We start from the raw sequence: 15950 nt of genomic DNA, 5'->3' as shown, positions 1-15950 counted from the left end.
ATGTTCGAACGCCTGATCCAATTCGCCATCGAGCAGCGCCTGGTGGTGATGCTCGCCGTGGTGCTGATGGCTGCCGTGGGCATCCACAGTTACCAGAAACTGCCGATCGATGCGGTACCTGATATCACCAACGTCCAGGTGCAGATCAACACGGCCGCGCCGGGTTATTCGCCGCTGGAAACCGAGCAGCGCATCACCTTTGCCATCGAGACCGCCATGGCGGGCCTGCCGGGGCTGAAACAAACACGTTCGCTGTCACGCTCGGGGTTGTCCCAGGTGACGGTGATCTTCGACGATGGCACCGACATCTTCTTCGCCCGGCAACTGGTCAACGAGCGCCTGCAGGTGGCCCGCGAGCAGTTGCCAGAGGGTATCGATGCCGGCATGGGGCCGATCTCGACGGGCCTGGGCGAAATCTTCTTGTGGACGGTGGAGGCCCAGGAGGGCGCGCTCAAGGATGACGGCACGCCCTACACGGCGACCGACCTGCGGGTGATCCAGGACTGGATCATCAAGCCGCAGCTGCGCAACGTGCCCGGTGTCGCCGAGGTCAACAGCATCGGCGGCCACGCCAAGCAGTACCTGATCGCCCCCGAACCCAAGCGCCTGGCGGCCTACAAACTCACCCTCAACGACCTGATCGCGGCGCTGGAGCGCAACAACGCCAACGTCGGTGCCGGCTACATCGAACGCAACGGCGAGCAATTGCTGATCCGCGCGCCGGGGCAGGTGGCCTCGGCCGAGGATATTGCCAACATCGTCATCGCCAGCGTCGATGGCACACCGATCCGCGTCAGCCATGTTGCCCAGGTAGGGCTGGGCGACGAGCTGCGCTCTGGCGCGGCCACCGAGAACGGCCGCGAAGTGGTGCTGGGCACGGTGTTCATGCTGATCGGCGAGAACAGCCGCACGGTGTCCCAGGCGGTGGCGGCCAAGCTCGCCGAGATCAACCGCAACCTGCCCAGGGGCGTGGTCGCGGTGACGGTCTACGACCGCACCAACCTGGTGGAAAAAGCCATTGCCACGGTGAAGAAGAACCTGGTCGAAGGCGCCGTCCTGGTGATCGCCGTGCTGTTCCTGTTCCTTGGCAACATCCGCGCTGCGCTGATCACCGCGATGGTCATCCCGCTGTCGATGCTGTTTACCTTCACCGGCATGTTCAGCAACAAGGTCAGCGCCAACCTGATGAGCCTCGGCGCCCTGGACTTCGGCATCATCGTCGATGGTGCGGTGGTGATCGTCGAAAACGCCATCCGCCGCCTGGCCCATGCCCAGCAGCGTCATGGCCGCATGCTGACCCGTGCCGAACGCTTCCATGAGGTGTTCGCCGCCGCCCGCGAGGCGCGTCGGCCGCTGATCTACGGGCAGTTGATCATCATGGTGGTGTACCTGCCGATCTTTGCCCTGACCGGGGTCGAGGGCAAGATGTTCCACCCGATGGCTTTCACTGTGGTGATGGCACTGCTGGGGGCCATGATCCTTTCGGTGACGTTCGTGCCCGCGGCCATCGCGTTGTTCGTCACCGGCAAGGTCAAGGAAGAAGAGGGCGTGGTCATGCGCACCGCCCGCCAGCGCTATGCGCCGGTGCTCGGCTGGGTACTGGGGCGGCGCAAGTTGGCGTTCGCCGGCGCCGCAGGGCTGGTGCTGTTGTCTGGGGTCATGGCCAGCCGCATGGGCAGCGAGTTCATCCCCAGCCTCAGCGAGGGCGACTTTGCCTTGCAGGCGCTACGCGTGCCAGGCACCAGCCTGTCGCAGTCGGTGGACATGCAGCAGCGCCTGGAACAGGCGATCATCGCCCAGGTGCCGGAAGTGGAGCGGGTATTCGCCCGTACCGGTACCGCCGAGATCGCCTCCGACCCGATGCCGCCGAACATCTCCGATGCCTACGTGATGCTGCGCCCGAGTGAGCAATGGGCCGACCCGGGCAAACCCCGCGAGGAGCTGATTGCCGAAGTCCAGCGCGCTGCCGCCAGCGTGCCGGGCAGCAACTACGAGCTGTCGCAGCCGATCCAGTTGCGTTTCAACGAACTGATCTCCGGCGTGCGCAGCGATGTGGCAGTGAAGGTGTTCGGTGATGACATGGACGTGCTCAACCGCACCGCCGCGCAGATCGCCAGCCGCCTGCAGCAGGTACCGGGCGCCTCGGAAGTGAAGGTCGAGCAGACCACCGGCCTGCCAGTGCTGACCATCGACATCGACCGCGACAAGGCCGCGCGCCACGGCCTGAATGTGGGTGACGTACAGGATGCCATCGCCATTGCCGTTGGTGGGCGCACGGCGGGTACGTTGTACGAGGGCGATCGGCGCTTCGACATGGTGGTGCGGCTGTCCGAAACCCTGCGTACCGATGTCGATGGCCTGGGCAACCTGCTGATTCCGGTGCCCGCCAGCGCCGCAGCCGGTGCGGTACAGATCGGCTTCATCCCGCTGTCGCAGGTGGCCACCTTGAACTTGCAGTTGGGGCCGAACCAGGTCAGCCGCGAGGACGGCAAGCGCGTGGTGGTGGTCAGTGCCAACGTGCGTGGGCGTGACCTGGGCTCCTTCGTCGAGCAGGCCGAACAGACCCTGCGCGAGCAGGTGCAGATCCCGCCAGGTTACTGGACCCGTTGGGGCGGCCAGTTCGAGCAGTTGCAGTCGGCGGCCGAGCGCCTGCAGGTGGTGGTGCCGGTGGCGCTGCTGCTGGTGATGGCCTTGCTGCTGATGATGTTCAACAACCTCAAGGACGGCCTGCTGGTGTTCACCGGGATTCCGTTTGCCTTGACCGGCGGGGTGCTGGCGTTGTGGCTACGGGATATCCCGTTGTCGATTTCCGCAGGGGTGGGGTTCATCGCCTTGTCGGGGGTGGCGGTGCTCAATGGCCTGGTGATGATCGCCTTTATCCGTAACCTGCGCGAGGAGGGGCGCGGTTTGCGTGCAGCGGTCGAGGAAGGCGCGTTGACGCGCTTGCGGCCGGTGCTGATGACTGCGTTGGTGGCGTCGTTGGGGTTCATTCCAATGGCCTTGGCGACAGGGACAGGCGCCGAGGTGCAGCGACCGCTGGCGACGGTGGTGATTGGCGGGATCCTGTCTTCCACGGCGCTGACCTTGCTGGTGTTGCCGGCGCTTTATCAGTGGGCGTACAGACGCGAAGAAGATTGAGATCGCCGGGGCCGCTTTGCGGCCCATCGCCGGCAAGCCCGCTCTCATAGAACTGCACATAATTCATTGAATTAGCAGGGACACTGTGGGAGCGGCTTTAGCCGCGAACACCGGCGCAGCCGGTGCCCTGCACCGCGTTGGATTCATCGCGGCTAAAGCCGCTCCCACAGTGTATGCGGACCGCTTGCGAAATGCTTGAGGCATACGCTATCCCAGTGGGACCTGGCTTGCCGGCGAGGGGCTGCAAGGCAGCCCCCAGGGATCTCAACTCGTCGTGCGGACTGCAGGGCTTGCATCGCCCCCTGCTTCATCATGCAGCGAAATGCGCGATGTTTCCGGCAACGCCAACCCACCCACCAACGCCACCAGCGCAATCACCACCAGGTAGAACGCCGGCGCCAGGCTGCTGCCGGTCTGCCCGATCAGCCAGGTCGCCACCAGCGGCGCGGTACCGCCAAACAGGGTGTAGGCCACGTTGTAGGTAATTGCCGAAGCGGTATAGCGGGTACGGGTCGGGAAGCTCTCCGAAAGCAACGCCGCCGTCACCACGCCGCTGCACAGCGCCCCTACTGCCAGCAGGATCACCCCCAGCAGCGCCCCCGACATCGAACCGGAACTGGCCAGCCAGTAAGCGGGGAACACACAGAGCATCACCCACAGGCAGGTGAAACCAATGGTCTTGCGTCGCCCGACCCGGTCCGAGAAGGCCCCGGCCAGTGGGCAACCGACCGCCGCGAACAGCAACGCCACGGTGGTCACCAGCAGCGACTGGGCGCGGGTCAGGTGACCGACCAGTTGCAGGTAGGTGGCGAAGTAAGTGGTGAACATATAGAACGACAGGGCTGTCAGCGAGATGAACATGCCCAGGTTGCGAATTGCCCGGCCGTGGTTGCGCAGGGTTGCCTTGAGCGGCGAATGTTCATGCTCCTTGCCTTGAGCGATAGCTTCGCGGAACGCCGGGGTTTCCTCCATGCGCCAGCGCAGGTACAAACCCACCAGCCCCAGCGGCGCGGCCACCAGGAACGGGATGCGCCAGCCCCAGGCGGCCATCGCCTCGGCCGACAGGCTGGCCTCCAGGCCATAGGCGATCACCGCCGCACAGGCAAAGGCGGAGAAGGTCGAGACCGGTACGAAGCTGCCGTAGAACGCACGCTTGTTCTGTGGGGCATGCTCCATCAGGTAGGCACAGGCGCCGGCGTATTCGCCACCGGCGGAAAAGCCCTGTAGGCAACGCGCCAGGGTCAACAGCGCGGGTGCGGCAAGGCCGATGCTGGCGTAGGTCGGCAGCAGGCCGATCAAGGTGGTGGAGCCGGCCATCAGCAGGATGGTCAGCGACAGGATGCGCTTGCGCCCAAGACGGTCACCGAGTGCGCCGAACACGATGCCGCCGAGCGGGCGCAAGGCGAAGGCCACGGCAAACACGGCAAAGGTCTTGAGCAGGGCGACACTGGCATCTTCGCTGGCGAAGAACTGGCTGGCGATCAGCGTGGCGAGGAAGCCATAGACGGCGAAGTCGAACCATTCGACGAAGTTGCCGATGGCCGAGGCGGCGATGACCCTGCGCAGGGTGGCGGGGGATACCTCATGCGATGCAGACATACGGAAGCTCTCCGGTTTCCATAGGCAGCCTGGATGAATGTGGCGCGCTCAAGGCGCGCCATCGTTGTTATCAGGGCCAGTAGACCGGGTAGCGCAGTGGGGGGCTTCGTTCAGGGCGACATCGGGATATCTGATTCGACCACAGGCCGTTATTGCCGGCCGACCCGCCACGGCGCGTATTCCAGCTCGCTGTATCCTTTGGCCACGCCGTGCATGTCTGGCGAAAAACCCGGCAGGCGGCTCAGGTCCATGGTCTGGCAACGGCTGTTGAGCTGGGCCTGCAGCGTGCCGTCCAGGCGAAAGTCGTTCGGCCGCAGCGGGTGCGGGTAGATCTGCACCAGGCAATCTTCGACCTTGCCTTGCGCGTTGGCCTGGTAGTACACCGAGACCCTGCCGATGCTGTTCACTGGTTGGTCGCGCAGCAAGTGCTGCCAGAAGTACTCGCGTTGCGCGATGACCTGGCGCCGTGGCGTACCGGGTGCCTGTGCGGCCGCGGACAGCAGCACGAACATCGGTGCGCGCACTTCCACGGTGCCGTCCTCATCGCGCATCCCCTCGGGTACCACCGGGTAGATGGTCTTCCAGCACTGCGTCTCGACCATGCTGGCCAGTGCCTTGAAGACCGAGCGCTTCACGTCTGCAGGTAGTTGCATCTCCAACCTGACCGGGGCCTTGCTGGCCTTGCAGAGGGTGGGGGAGGAGTGCTGGTCGAGCTTGACCGTCAGCATGACCACGCCCACCTGCTCGTCGGTATCTGCCGTGGCGATGCCGAGTTTCAGGGCCTGCTGCATATCGCTCACGAACGTTTTCCGAGCCTGAGGATCGACCTTTTCAGCGACATGGCTTTGGCAGCCAGGCAACAGGAAAAGTGCAACAGACAGAAGGGCGGGAGACAGCGATTTCAACGCGGGAGCTTTCAAAGCGGGAACTTCCTTGAATTGCCTGAGCCGGGGCTTCATGTGCCGGCGTGGACGAGGTTGCACATTATCACTGATGGCGAGTTAGGAATTGGGAGCGAGTTGAGTAGGAGAGTTCTTAAAGTCTGTGCCGGTGTGGTAGCCGGCACAGACGTGGGCGTCAGAAGCGCCAGTCCAGCGCCACTTCGAAGGTCCGCGGTGCGCCCATGTAGTACTGCAGCCCATAGGCCTGCTTGGCATACACCTCATCGGTCAGGTTGCGCACCCGCCCGGTGATCGTGGTGTGTTCATCCAGCCGATAGCGGGCAAAGGTGCCGAACAGGGTGTAGGCCGGCGCCTTGAGGGTGTTGGCGTTGTCGGCATACACCGAGCCGACATAGCGGGCATCCACCCCCGCCGACCAGGCCGACGTGAAGCTATAGGTGAGCCACAGGTTCGCGACATTGGCCGGCACGTTGACCGGGGCATTGCCCTTGCGCGAAACCGATACGCCGTTGACCGCTTCGTTGAACTCATCGTACTGCGCGTCGACGTAGGCATAGTTGCCCTCGGCCAGCAGCTTCGGCGTGACCTGCAGCCGCCCGGACAACTCGACCCCGCGTGAGGTCTGCTGGCCGGCCTGGACCGTCAGGTTGGGGTTGCTCGAATCGCGCACGGCAAAGTCCTTGCGCACGATCTGGTACAGGGCCACGGTCGCCGCGCCGCGCCCATCGAGGAAGTCGAACTTGCTGCCCACTTCCCATTGCTCGCCCTTGGACAGGTCGAACGTGCCGACGTTGGCGTAGGTGGCCGCCGCCAGCGAGCCGGCCGGCAGGTCGGCAGCGGTGCTGTACTGGGCATAGAAGCTGGCCGACGGCGTCAGTTCGTAGGTCAGGCCGATGCGCCCGGACAGCGGTTCCCAGCGCCGCTCGAAGAATGCCGGTGAAGTTGGCGTCACCGCGCCATAGTTGGTCACCTCCATGTCCAGGTAGTCGTAACGCAGGGCCGTGAGCAAGGCCAGGCGCTCGGTCAGTTGCAGGCGGTTTTCGGCGAACACCGCGCGGTTGCTGGTGACATGCCGGCGCTGCTTGGTCAGCCCGGCATTCACCCCGGGGATGTCGTAGAAGCTGCCGGGGTCGAAGTGGTCCGGGTCGACCACATCGGTCCAGCTGCCTGAGGTCGGGTAGACGCTCTGGCGCATGTGCGAGTAGTCCAGGCCCAGCGACCACTGGCTGGCCAGGCCGAACAGCTGATTGTCGTGGCGCAACTCGATGCGGTCGCCCAGCACGCTCTGTTCGTGGCGCTGCAGGTAGGGGCTGGCGCGCTGCACGTTGCCGTCGCTGGTGTAGCTGTAGCGCTCGACGTTGCGGTAATCGCGCTGGGCACTGTAGTGGTACACGGTGTTGTGCACGCTGGTGCTGTCGCTGAGCTGGTAATCGAGCAGCGAACGCAGCCAGCGTACCCGCTGCTCGTAACGGCCGTCGGCAACGTTGTAGTTCTCGAAGCGGCGGCTGTTGTCGATTTTCAGCGTGCTGCGCCCCGGCAGTATCGGCGCCCCCCAGTACGGGCTGTCCTCACGGTCTTCCTGATATTCCAGCGCCAGGGTATGGGTCAGGTTGGGCGTCAGGTCACTGAGCAGTGAGAATGCCAGGCTGTCGGTCTTGCGCTGGTTGCGATCGATGTAGCCGTTGCCGTCGGTGTGGCTGAAATCCAGGCGCATGAAGTGGCGGGCATCGGCCGGGTTGCTGGCCAGGGCCTGGTTGATGCCAAAGGCTACTTCCGAGTCGTCGTAACTGCCATAGCGCACGCGGCCATCGAGGGTCTGCTGGTCGCGGGTGGCGGTCTTGGTGATGTAGTTGATCGAGCCGCCCACGGCACCTGCGCCATGCAGGAACGATGACGGCCCGCCAAGCAGCTCGACGCGGTCCAGCACCCAGGCATCCACCGGCCGGGTGGCGCTGCTGTAGCCGAGGTTGATGCCGTTGTAGAGCTGGCTGACCTGGTTCTGGGTGAATCCGCGGTAGCTGACGAAACCGCCGTAGCCGGGGTTGGCCGAAGCGTTGACGCCGGTCATGGCGTTGATCACGTCCTGGCTGTCCTTGGCGCCGCGTTCTTCGATGACGCGCCGGTCCGAGACGCTTACCGAGGCAGGTGTTTCCCGCGCGGTGAGGCCCAGCCGCGAGCCGGTGCGGATCGGCTCGTCCAGTTGCACGCCGGTGGGCGCATCGCGCTCGCCATCGATGGTGGTGGCGCTGAGTTCGACAGCGGCGTCATCCGCCCAGGCGAAGGTGCAAGTGCCCATGAGGAGCACCAGGGAGGTCTTGCGGAGCATGTTGTTGGGTCTTCCACGCAAAGGTCATGGCTGACGGCGAGCGCGCAGGCAGGCGCGCCCGCTTCAAGTCAGGCGAAATGATTAACGGCTGCGGGGAAAATGGCAGGTGGAGCGCGGGGGGTGAGGGCAGGGCGTTGGTAACGGGGCGGCGGCTGCGCCCAGCTGCGCACGACGATGGGCGAGGTGGCAGTGGCTTGCGCCGGGCTGAACGACCAGCCGCCGCTGCCGAGTGGCACGGCCAGGCCGAACGAGGAGCACACCGGGCAATCGAGCTGGGCCATGTGCTGGTCGCTGCCGGCACCGTCAAGGTCGATGGCCACACCGTGCTCGCTGTTGATCGAGCAGAAACCACCTTCCAGGCCGGCCAGGCGCAGGCCTCCCATCTGGCCGTGGTGCAGGCCGCACAGCAACAGGCTGAACAGGACGCTGGCATAGAGCGTCCAGGCAGTCAGCGTGCGGGTGTGCCGGGTGATTTTCATGGCGGCGAATCTATCACCCGGACGAACGGCAGGGTAGTCCTTTTGAGTGGAGCATCCGGGGGCTGCTTTGCAGCCCAATCGCGACACAAGGCCGCTCCCACAGTGTTGTCGCAGCTCAGGCGGCGCGTTCGAGCACGTCCAGCAGCTCGACGAACTCCTGCGCCAGCTTGTGGCGTGGCGCCATGTGCACCAGCGGTACCGAAACCTGGTGCGATTCGCGCATCTTGATCGAGCTGCTGAGGTACACCGGCAACACCGGCATGCCTTCGTCACGCAACTGTTCGACCAGGGTCTGGTGCAGCGCGGTGCGCCCGGCGAACTGGTTGACCACCACGCCTTCCACCTGCAGCGCCGGGTTATGGTCCTGGCGCAGCTCCTCGACCTCGGCCATGACGCTGAGCAGTGCCTGGCGCGAGAAGCTGTCGCAGTCGAACGGAATCAGCAGGCGCTCGGCAGCCACCAAGGCGCTGAAGGTGTAGAAGTTAAGCGCTGGCGGGGTGTCGATGTAGATCCGCTCGTAGTCTTCGCCCAGCTCCACCAGCAGCTTGCGCAGCTTGTTGATCTTGAACTTGCTCTCCAGCTTGCTCTGCAGGTCGCTGAGGTCGGGGCTGGCGGTCACCATGTGCAGGTTGTCGTAGCGGGTTTCGGTGATTGCCACGCGGTGCTTCTTGCCGGCGGCGGTGACTGGCGAGAGGGTCTGGCGGAAGAAGTCGGCGATGCCGGCGGGGATGGCGTCGTTGGTCAGCCCGGTGAGGTAGTAGGTGGCGTTGGCCTGGGGGTCGAGGTCGACCAGCAACGTGCGATAGCCTTCGGCGGCACTGGCGGCCGCCAGGTTGCAGGCGATGCTCGATTTGCCGACGCCACCTTTCTGATTGAAAACCACACGACGCATGAGACGCTCATCCATGAAGAAGGGAAATGTCAGGTTGGGGTCAATCCTATGACCGAAAGACGACAGTTTTATGACAAGCTTTGTTACAACAGTTAAGTTCATCGTTCTCGACGTTCAAGCTGTCTGTTCCGCGGCCTCTGCGCTCATGGCCCTTCGATATAGCGTTGGTAGAAATCCAGTGTCGTGAGGTTCTTGTCCTTGGCTTCGAACATGATGTCGAAGCGGTCGACGAACTGCAGGGCGTAGCGGTTGGTCCAGTCGTTCCACATCTGCGCGCTGTGCGGGTACAGGTCGCGCTTGTTCACCTTCTGCAGCAGTGCCGGGATGGTCAGTTTGCTGTCGGCGTCGAAGCCCAGCGCCTGCAAGCTCTCTGGCGGTTGCGAGTAGTGCATGGTCGGCCGCACACCGCGCCAGCTGTCGATGATCCGTGCCACGCGCGGGTCGTGCGGGTCGATGTAGTCACCCTCATGAATCCAGCAGTGGTGAATGTCCAGCACCACGGGTGCCAGGTCGGCCAGCGCCAGGCAGTCGTCGACGCCGTAGGTCTTCTCGTCGTTCTCGAACGTGATCACGTTGCGCGCCACTTGCGACAACCTTGGCCACACCTGGCGTACACCACTCGCGCCAAGGCGCCCGGCGATATGCACATTGCACTTGAAGTCCTGAAAGCGCTGGCCGAAGCCCATCATGCGGATCATGTCGGCGTGGTACTCGAACTCGGCCAGGCTGTTTTCCACTACCTCGGGGCGGTCCGACCCGAGCACGCAGTACTGGCCAGGGTGGAATGACAGGCGCAGGTCCTGGTCGCGGGCCAGCTTGCCGATGGCGGCGAAGCCGTCGACCATCAGGGCCTGGAACTCGGCGTCGCGGTACAGCGGTGCCACACCAGGGTGGCTATAAAGCGGCAGCAGGTCGCTGCTCAGGCGCACCATGCGCAGCATCGGCGGCAGCTCACTGACGTAGGCCAGCAGGCGCAGCTGGGCGTCGAGGTTGTGCTGTACCAACTCCAGCAACTTGGCCCGGGCCGCCTCGGCACTGGCGGCGGACAGCCAGCGCAGGGTGGTGGTGCGCGGGTTGAAGGTGCGCTCGATGGCCTCCAGCGCTTTTACCGACAGGCTGCGGTGCGGGTGGCGGTACATACAGGCAAAGCCTAGGCGGGGCATGGTGAGCCTCCAGTTGCGGGATGTCCCTTGGACCCCTGTGGACTACAGAATGATCACTTCAAACCTGTGCCGGCCGCTTCGCGGGCAAGCCCGCGAACACCGGCGAAGCCGGTGCCAGGTTCAGGTCATGAGCCTGACTTCTCCAGTTCATCCAGCTCATCCTCAACCTGCTGCATGCGCTGCTCGGCCAGGGCCTGGACCTTTTCGTCCCGCGCCGTCTCGCGCATCAGGCCGGTGAGCTTGTCGCTCAGGCGCTTGCCTTCGTCGGTCTCTTCCAGCGCCTTGGCCTTGGCCGGGTCACGAGTGGCGGCGACGATGGTAGCGAATTCGGCATCGCTGAAGTTCTTCTCGCTGTAGAGCTTGTACAGGTCCTGGCGCTGGTCCTCGACGGTGAGGTGCTTGCGCAGGACGTTGCTGATCGTGGCGGCATCCAGCTGCGGGTGGGTGCGGGTGAGCAGCGCGGCCATGCGTTCGATGTTGTGGTCGTAGGCCTCCTGCAGCGGCAGGTTGGCCAGTATCTGCTGTTCGCGGGTGGGCTTTTGGTCGCAGGCGGCGAGTGCGGCAAGCAACAGCAGGGGTAACAGCAACTTCTGGATGCGGGGCATGGGGTGGCCTTGGGCGCGTATTGCAGAGGGGGGATTATAGCGGTGTCGGGTTGCCAGCTAGCAGCCCTTGAGGTAGAAAAACCGGTCGCTCAAGCTACGTTTGCACGCTCATGACCCACTGGACCATCCAACCGCCCAGCCACGCCTGTATCAGTGAAGTCGTGGCGTTCATCGACAGCGCCCGTCGCGGGCTATTCCCGATGCTGGCGGGTTCGCCGTTGCCCAAGGACCTCGCTCATTTCGCCCAGACTTATCTGGAAGGCGCAGGCCATTTCCTTGAAGCCCGCGATCAGGGCCGGTTGATCGCAGGCATCGGCTATCTGCCCTACGACCACCGCTTCGCCCAACTCGATTACCAAGGCAAGCACGTGGTCGAGGTGGTGCGCCTGTTCGTGCTGCCCGAATACCGCCGGCTTGGCCTGGCTGCGGCCCTGTTCGCCGCCTTGCGTGAGCACGCCCGCGCCTCGGCGGTCGAATGCCTGTATCTGCATACCCACCCGTTTCTGCCCGGCGCGATCCGCTTCTGGGAGCAGCAGGGCTTTGCGCTGATCGATGTGGAAGACGACCCGGTCTGGCGCACGACGCACATGGAAAACTGGCTGGCCAGATAGGCCTGCGGCCTGTCAGAAACTGCCGGACAACGGCCATTGCACCGCTAACCGAATCTGGTCGCCGTCCAGCTCCGCCTGTGCCGTGTTACCTCGGTGCACGTTGTGCCGCAGCGAGAACGTGGTGCCCTTGGCCTGGCCACTCTGCACCACATAGTTGGCCTCAAGGTCGCGCTCCCAATGCTTGCCACCCTTGCCATAACCCAGGTACGCATAGCCGCCGTTGGGGTCGAGGTGGGTGCCGTCGATATCGAAGCCGCGCACATACAAGGCGCTCAGGCTCAGCCCCGGCACGCCGTAGCCGCCCATGTTCAGGTCGTAGCGCGCTTGCCATGACTTCTCGTTCGGCGCATTGAAGTCGGACATCTGCACGGCGTTGGCGATGTAGATCGCCCCGCGGGTGACGTAGTCGAACGGTGTGTTGCCATCCACCTGCTGCCAGCCGAGGCTGAAGCTGTGCGGGCCCTGGTTGTAGCGCGAGACCAGGCTCCAGGTGGTGTTGTCGATACGCCCGGACAGCGCCTTGCCGGTATCGGTGGTGCGGTACAGGTTGAGGTCCAGGCTCAGGCTGCGGCGGTCGTCCAGCGCATGGGTGAGGGTGCTGCCGAGGTAGTGCTGGTTCCAGGTGTCTTCGTAGCGCGAGGTGTACAGGCTGCCACTGAAGGCGGCGCCGGGGTTCCATACCAGGCCGGCGAGGTCGAAGCTGTTGCCCTGGCGGCCGTCGGAGTAGTTCACCACGAAGCCCTGGTCGTGGCTGGACGCGTTGCGGTCGGTGCTTTCGTTGAAGTGGCCAGCGACCAGCTTGACGGTGTCGATCTCATTGCTGGCAAGGAAGAAACCGGTGGCCGTTTCCGGCAGCAGGCGGCTGTCGGAGGAGCTGAATACCGGCGTCTTCACCCGCTGCTCGCCGTAGGACAGCACGGTGTTGGACACCCGCAGTTTAAGCGCCGCGCCGCCACGGCTGTATTCGTTCTTCGGCTGGCCGTCGTTGTCCAGGCCCAGCAGGCGTGCCTTGCCGGCACGGCCCCCACCACTGTCGAGCTGCACGCCGAGGTAGGCGTGGGCATCCACACCGACACCGATAAGGCCTTGGGTGAAGCCAGACTGCAGCGTGCCCATCAGGCCGTAGGCCCATTCTTCAGCCATCCCATTACGTTCGCTGCGTGGCTTGTAGGCATTGCGTGCGCTGCTGTTGCGGCCGCCGTGTTTGAAATCGCGCTGGTCGTAGACCGTGCGGTTGAGGATGCTCCAGTTGCTGTCTTCGACGAAACCGTTGCTTTGCGACTGCGCCGAGTCCGCAAGGGCGAATGGTGCCAGGCCTGCCAATGGCAGGGATAGCAGAACAGCAGCGGGGCGTAACGACATGGCGGGAACTTCCTGGTTCAGGGGGCGCGAAAACGCAGGATGCGCGCGCCATCGAAGGGGTCGGTAAGGTAGTGGGCGTGCACGCCGAAGGTGCTCAGCAGGCGCTCGGGGGTGAGCACATCCAGTGGCTTGCCGAGGGCCACCAGGTGCCCCTTGTCGAGCACCGCCACGCGGTCGCAGGTCAGCGCCTGGTTAAGGTCGTGCAGGGCCACCAGGGTGGTTACCGGCAGTGCCTGCACCTGTTGCAGCAGGCTGAGCTGGTGCTGGATGTCGAGGTGGTTGGTCGGCTCGTCGAGCAGCAGCACCTGCGGGCGCTGGGCCAGGGCGCGGGCGATGTGCACGCGCTGGCGCTCGCCGCCAGACAACGTACGCCAGATACGTGTGCGCAGATGCGCTGCATCAAGGTCGGCCAGGGCCTGTTCGACGATGGCGCGGTCTTCCCTGGAAAACGGTGCCAGCGCCGACAGCCACGGCGTACGGCCAAGGGCAACGGCATCGAACACGCTGATCGCATCGAGGGTGTCGGCTTGTTGCTCGACCAGCGCCAGGGCCTGGGCGATGCGCCGGCGCGGCAGGCCTGCCAGCGGCTCGCCAAGCAGCTGAACACTGCCAGTACCCGGTGTGCGCAGGCCGGCCAGCAACTTGAGCAGGGACGACTTGCCTGAGCCGTTGGGGCCGACGATGGCCAAGGTTTCACCGGCCACCACGCTGAGCCCGATGTTGCACAGCACGGTGTTGCCCGACAGGTGCAAGCCCAGGCCGCTGCACGCGAGTGGCGCCAGTTGCGCGCTGTTCATGACCGTCATGGGCGCCCCCGTCGGCTGACCAGGATCAAGGCAAATACGGGCGCGCCGAGCAGCGCGGTGACCACGCCCACCGGGATCACCTGGCCGGGGATCAACGTGCGCGAGAGGATATCGGCGGCAATCAGGAACAACGCCCCGCCAAGGGCGCTGGCCGGCAGCAAGCGGCTATGGCCCGGGCCGAGCAGCAGGCGCAAGGCATGGGGAATGACCAGGCCGACAAAGCCGATTGCGCCGACGATGGACACCATCACCGCTGTCACCAGCGCCGCGCAACTGATCAGCAGCAGCTGGCTGCGACGCACGGCGATACCCAGCGACGCCGCAGAGTCGGCGCCGAAGGTAAAGGCATCCAGCGCCCGGCGGTGCCACAGGCACACCACCAGCCCGAACAAGGCCACTGGCACGGCCAGCCACACCGATGGCCAGCGCACGCCACTGAGGTTGCCCAGCAGCCAGAACAGGATGCCCCGCGCCTGCTCGGCGGTGGCCGACTTGGTGATGAGGAAGGCGGTGAGGGCGTTGAACAGCTGCGAGCCGGCGATACCGGCGAGGATCACCTGGGCATTGTTGCTGCCTGGCCCGGCGGCGCGGGCCAGCACCAGCACCAGGGCGAACGCTGCCAGGGCACCCATGAAGGCGCCGCCGGACATGCTCAGGGCGAAACTGCCCAGCCCCAGCAGGCCGACCAGCACCGCGCCGGTCGAGGCGCCTGCGGACAGGCCCAGCAGGTACGGTTCGGCCAGCGGGTTGCGCAGCAGCGCCTGAAGGATCACCCCGCAGGTCGCAAGCCCCGCACCGCAGGCGGCGGCGACCAGCGAGCGGGTCAGGCGGTAGTTCCAGACGATGCCGGCATCGATCGGGTCGACCGGGTAACCGGCCTGCCACAGGTGGTTGGCCAGCACCTGGCAGACCACGCTCGGCGACAGGTTGGTCTCGCCGATGGCGGTGCCGGCCAGCACGGCCGCGAGCAGGGCCAGCAGGGCCAGGGCGCTGTAGGGCAGGGCTCTCATCACTGCGCCGCGTGACCGCTGGCGAAGGCCGCAGACAGGGTCTGCAGGCCACGGAACAGGCGAATGCCGGCCTGCATGGCGTCGGCGTCGAGGATGATGATGCGGTTGTGTTTCACCGCGTCCATGTTTTTCGTCACCGGGTCGCTATGGAGGAATTCGAGCTTCTTCTGGTAGTCGTCGGCGGGGAAACGACGGCGGTCCATGCGCGCGATGATCAGCCAGGTCGGGTTGGCCTTGGCCAGGGTTTCCCAGCCTACGGTCGGCCACTCCTCGGTGGATTCGACCACGTTGCGCACGCCCAGGGTGCGCAACATGAAGTCGGCCACGCCCTGGCGGCCGGCAACGTAGGGGTCGATGTCGAGGTTGGCGCTGGAGAACCAGAACAGTGCCGAGGTGTTGGCCAGGTCCTTGCCGCTCAGTTGCTGTTTCGCGCTGTCCAGGCGTGCCTTGAGGTCGGCATTGAGTGCGGCGCCGCGGCCCTGTACGTCGAAAATCTCGGCCAGCTGGCTGACACTTTTGTAGATGCTCTCGACCTTGAACGCCTGCAGGCGGGTGCCGTCGGCGCCGACCCGGTTGTCCTTGCCTTCGCAGTCCGAGGGCAGCAGGTAGGTCGGGATCTTCAGCTCGCTGAACTGCTCACGGGTAGCGACTGCGCCCTGGGCACCGACCATCCACTCGAACTGCACCGCCACCAGTTGCGGGCGCTTGCCGACCACGGCCTCGAAGCTGGGTTCGTTGTCGGCCAGGCGCGGTACCTTGTCGTTGAGTGCCTTGAATTCGGGCAGCACGTTGTTGAACCACAGCGAGGTGCCGGCCAGCTTGTCGCTCAGGCCCAGGGCGTAGAGCATTTCGGTGCCGGCCTGGCCGATGGTGACCGCCCGCTCGGGCGCCTGGTCAAAGGTTTGTGGCGCACCGCAGTTGTCGATGGTCAGCGGGTAGTGGGTGGCGGCGGCCTGGGCCAGGCCGGTGAGGCAAAGGCCGGCGAGCAAGGCGGTGATACGGGGCAGCATGCTGGGCGATCTCCTGTCGGACAGTTCTGGTGAGGAACGCACGGACA

13 protein-coding genes are annotated in these 15950 nt (G+C 65.0%); 2 read left to right on the top strand and 11 right to left on the bottom strand.

What is annotated here, in order from left to right; all coding sequences use genetic code 11:
- Positions 1-3138, top strand: a complete 3138-nt coding sequence (locus tag APH27_RS11315; RefSeq protein WP_060484838.1) for an efflux RND transporter permease subunit — start codon at positions 1-3, stop codon at positions 3136-3138.
- 264 nt (positions 3139-3402) lie between these two features.
- Here the strand turns inward: APH27_RS11315 and APH27_RS11310 are convergent, their stop codons facing one another.
- The 7 genes from APH27_RS11310 to APH27_RS11280 all read right to left on the bottom strand — a co-directional run bounded on the left by APH27_RS11310 (position 3403) and on the right by APH27_RS11280 (position 11104).
- On the bottom strand, positions 3403-4737 hold the full coding sequence (locus APH27_RS11310) for an MFS transporter (protein ID WP_060484837.1): 1335 nt from the start codon (positions 4735-4737) through the stop codon (positions 3403-3405).
- Between the two features lie 149 nt (positions 4738-4886).
- Positions 4887-5528 (bottom strand): hypothetical protein, encoded by a 642-nt coding sequence (locus APH27_RS11305; RefSeq protein ID WP_256250576.1) that lies wholly within the window; start codon positions 5526-5528, stop codon positions 4887-4889.
- A gap of 286 nt (positions 5529-5814) precedes the next feature.
- The gene (locus APH27_RS11300) at positions 5815-7965 is read right to left on the bottom strand and encodes a TonB-dependent siderophore receptor (RefSeq protein ID WP_060484835.1); all 2151 of its coding nucleotides are present in this window, start codon (positions 7963-7965) and stop codon (positions 5815-5817) included.
- A 68-nt stretch (positions 7966-8033) separates the two neighbouring features.
- Positions 8034-8444 carry a DUF2946 family protein gene (locus APH27_RS11295; RefSeq protein ID WP_027919886.1) on the bottom strand — a complete coding sequence of 137 codons (411 nt, stop codon included), beginning with the start codon at positions 8442-8444 and terminating at the stop codon, positions 8034-8036.
- A gap of 115 nt (positions 8445-8559) precedes the next feature.
- Positions 8560-9336, bottom strand: a complete 777-nt coding sequence (locus tag APH27_RS11290) for a ParA family protein (protein WP_060484834.1) — start codon at positions 9334-9336, stop codon at positions 8560-8562.
- A gap of 143 nt (positions 9337-9479) precedes the next feature.
- On the bottom strand, positions 9480-10499 hold the full coding sequence (uvsE, locus tag APH27_RS11285; protein ID WP_060484833.1) for a UV DNA damage repair endonuclease UvsE: 1020 nt from the start codon (positions 10497-10499) through the stop codon (positions 9480-9482).
- Between the two features lie 125 nt (positions 10500-10624).
- On the bottom strand, positions 10625-11104 hold the full coding sequence (locus APH27_RS11280; protein WP_060484832.1) for a hypothetical protein: 480 nt from the start codon (positions 11102-11104) through the stop codon (positions 10625-10627).
- A 110-nt stretch (positions 11105-11214) separates the two neighbouring features.
- On the opposite strand from APH27_RS11280, the gene APH27_RS11275 reads away from it, so the two are divergent.
- Positions 11215-11715 (top strand): GNAT family N-acetyltransferase, encoded by a 501-nt coding sequence (locus APH27_RS11275; protein ID WP_027919890.1) that lies wholly within the window; start codon positions 11215-11217, stop codon positions 11713-11715.
- 12 nt (positions 11716-11727) lie between these two features.
- On the opposite strand, the gene APH27_RS11270 is transcribed toward APH27_RS11275, so the two are convergent.
- From APH27_RS11270 to APH27_RS11255, 4 genes are read right to left on the bottom strand one after another with little or no spacing between them, the layout of a single operon-like run.
- Entirely contained in the window at positions 11728-13077 is a 1350-nt protein-coding gene (locus APH27_RS11270; protein ID WP_027919891.1) for an OprD family porin, read from the bottom strand.
- A gap of 17 nt (positions 13078-13094) precedes the next feature.
- Positions 13095-13883 (bottom strand): ABC transporter ATP-binding protein, encoded by a 789-nt coding sequence (locus APH27_RS11265; protein WP_060484831.1) that lies wholly within the window; start codon positions 13881-13883, stop codon positions 13095-13097.
- Positions 13880-14896: an iron ABC transporter permease gene (locus tag APH27_RS11260; RefSeq protein WP_027919893.1), complete on the bottom strand. Its 1017-nt coding sequence runs from the start codon at positions 14894-14896 to the stop codon at positions 13880-13882. Before APH27_RS11260 ends, APH27_RS11265 begins: the two co-directional genes overlap by 4 nt.
- Complete coding sequence (locus APH27_RS11255; RefSeq protein ID WP_027919894.1) at positions 14893-15903, bottom strand: ABC transporter substrate-binding protein; 1011 nt, start codon at positions 15901-15903, stop codon at positions 14893-14895. The genes APH27_RS11260 and APH27_RS11255 overlap by 4 nt, the downstream gene beginning before the upstream one ends.
- Positions 15904-15950: the final 47 nt, after the last annotated feature.

The sequence above is a fragment of the Pseudomonas sp. NBRC 111123 genome, assembly GCF_001320205.1.
Classification (GTDB): Bacteria; Pseudomonadota; Gammaproteobacteria; order Pseudomonadales; family Pseudomonadaceae; genus Aquipseudomonas; species Aquipseudomonas putida_J.
Note: the sequence above shows the minus strand (reverse complement) of the source record. Positions and strands in the feature narration are given on the sequence as shown.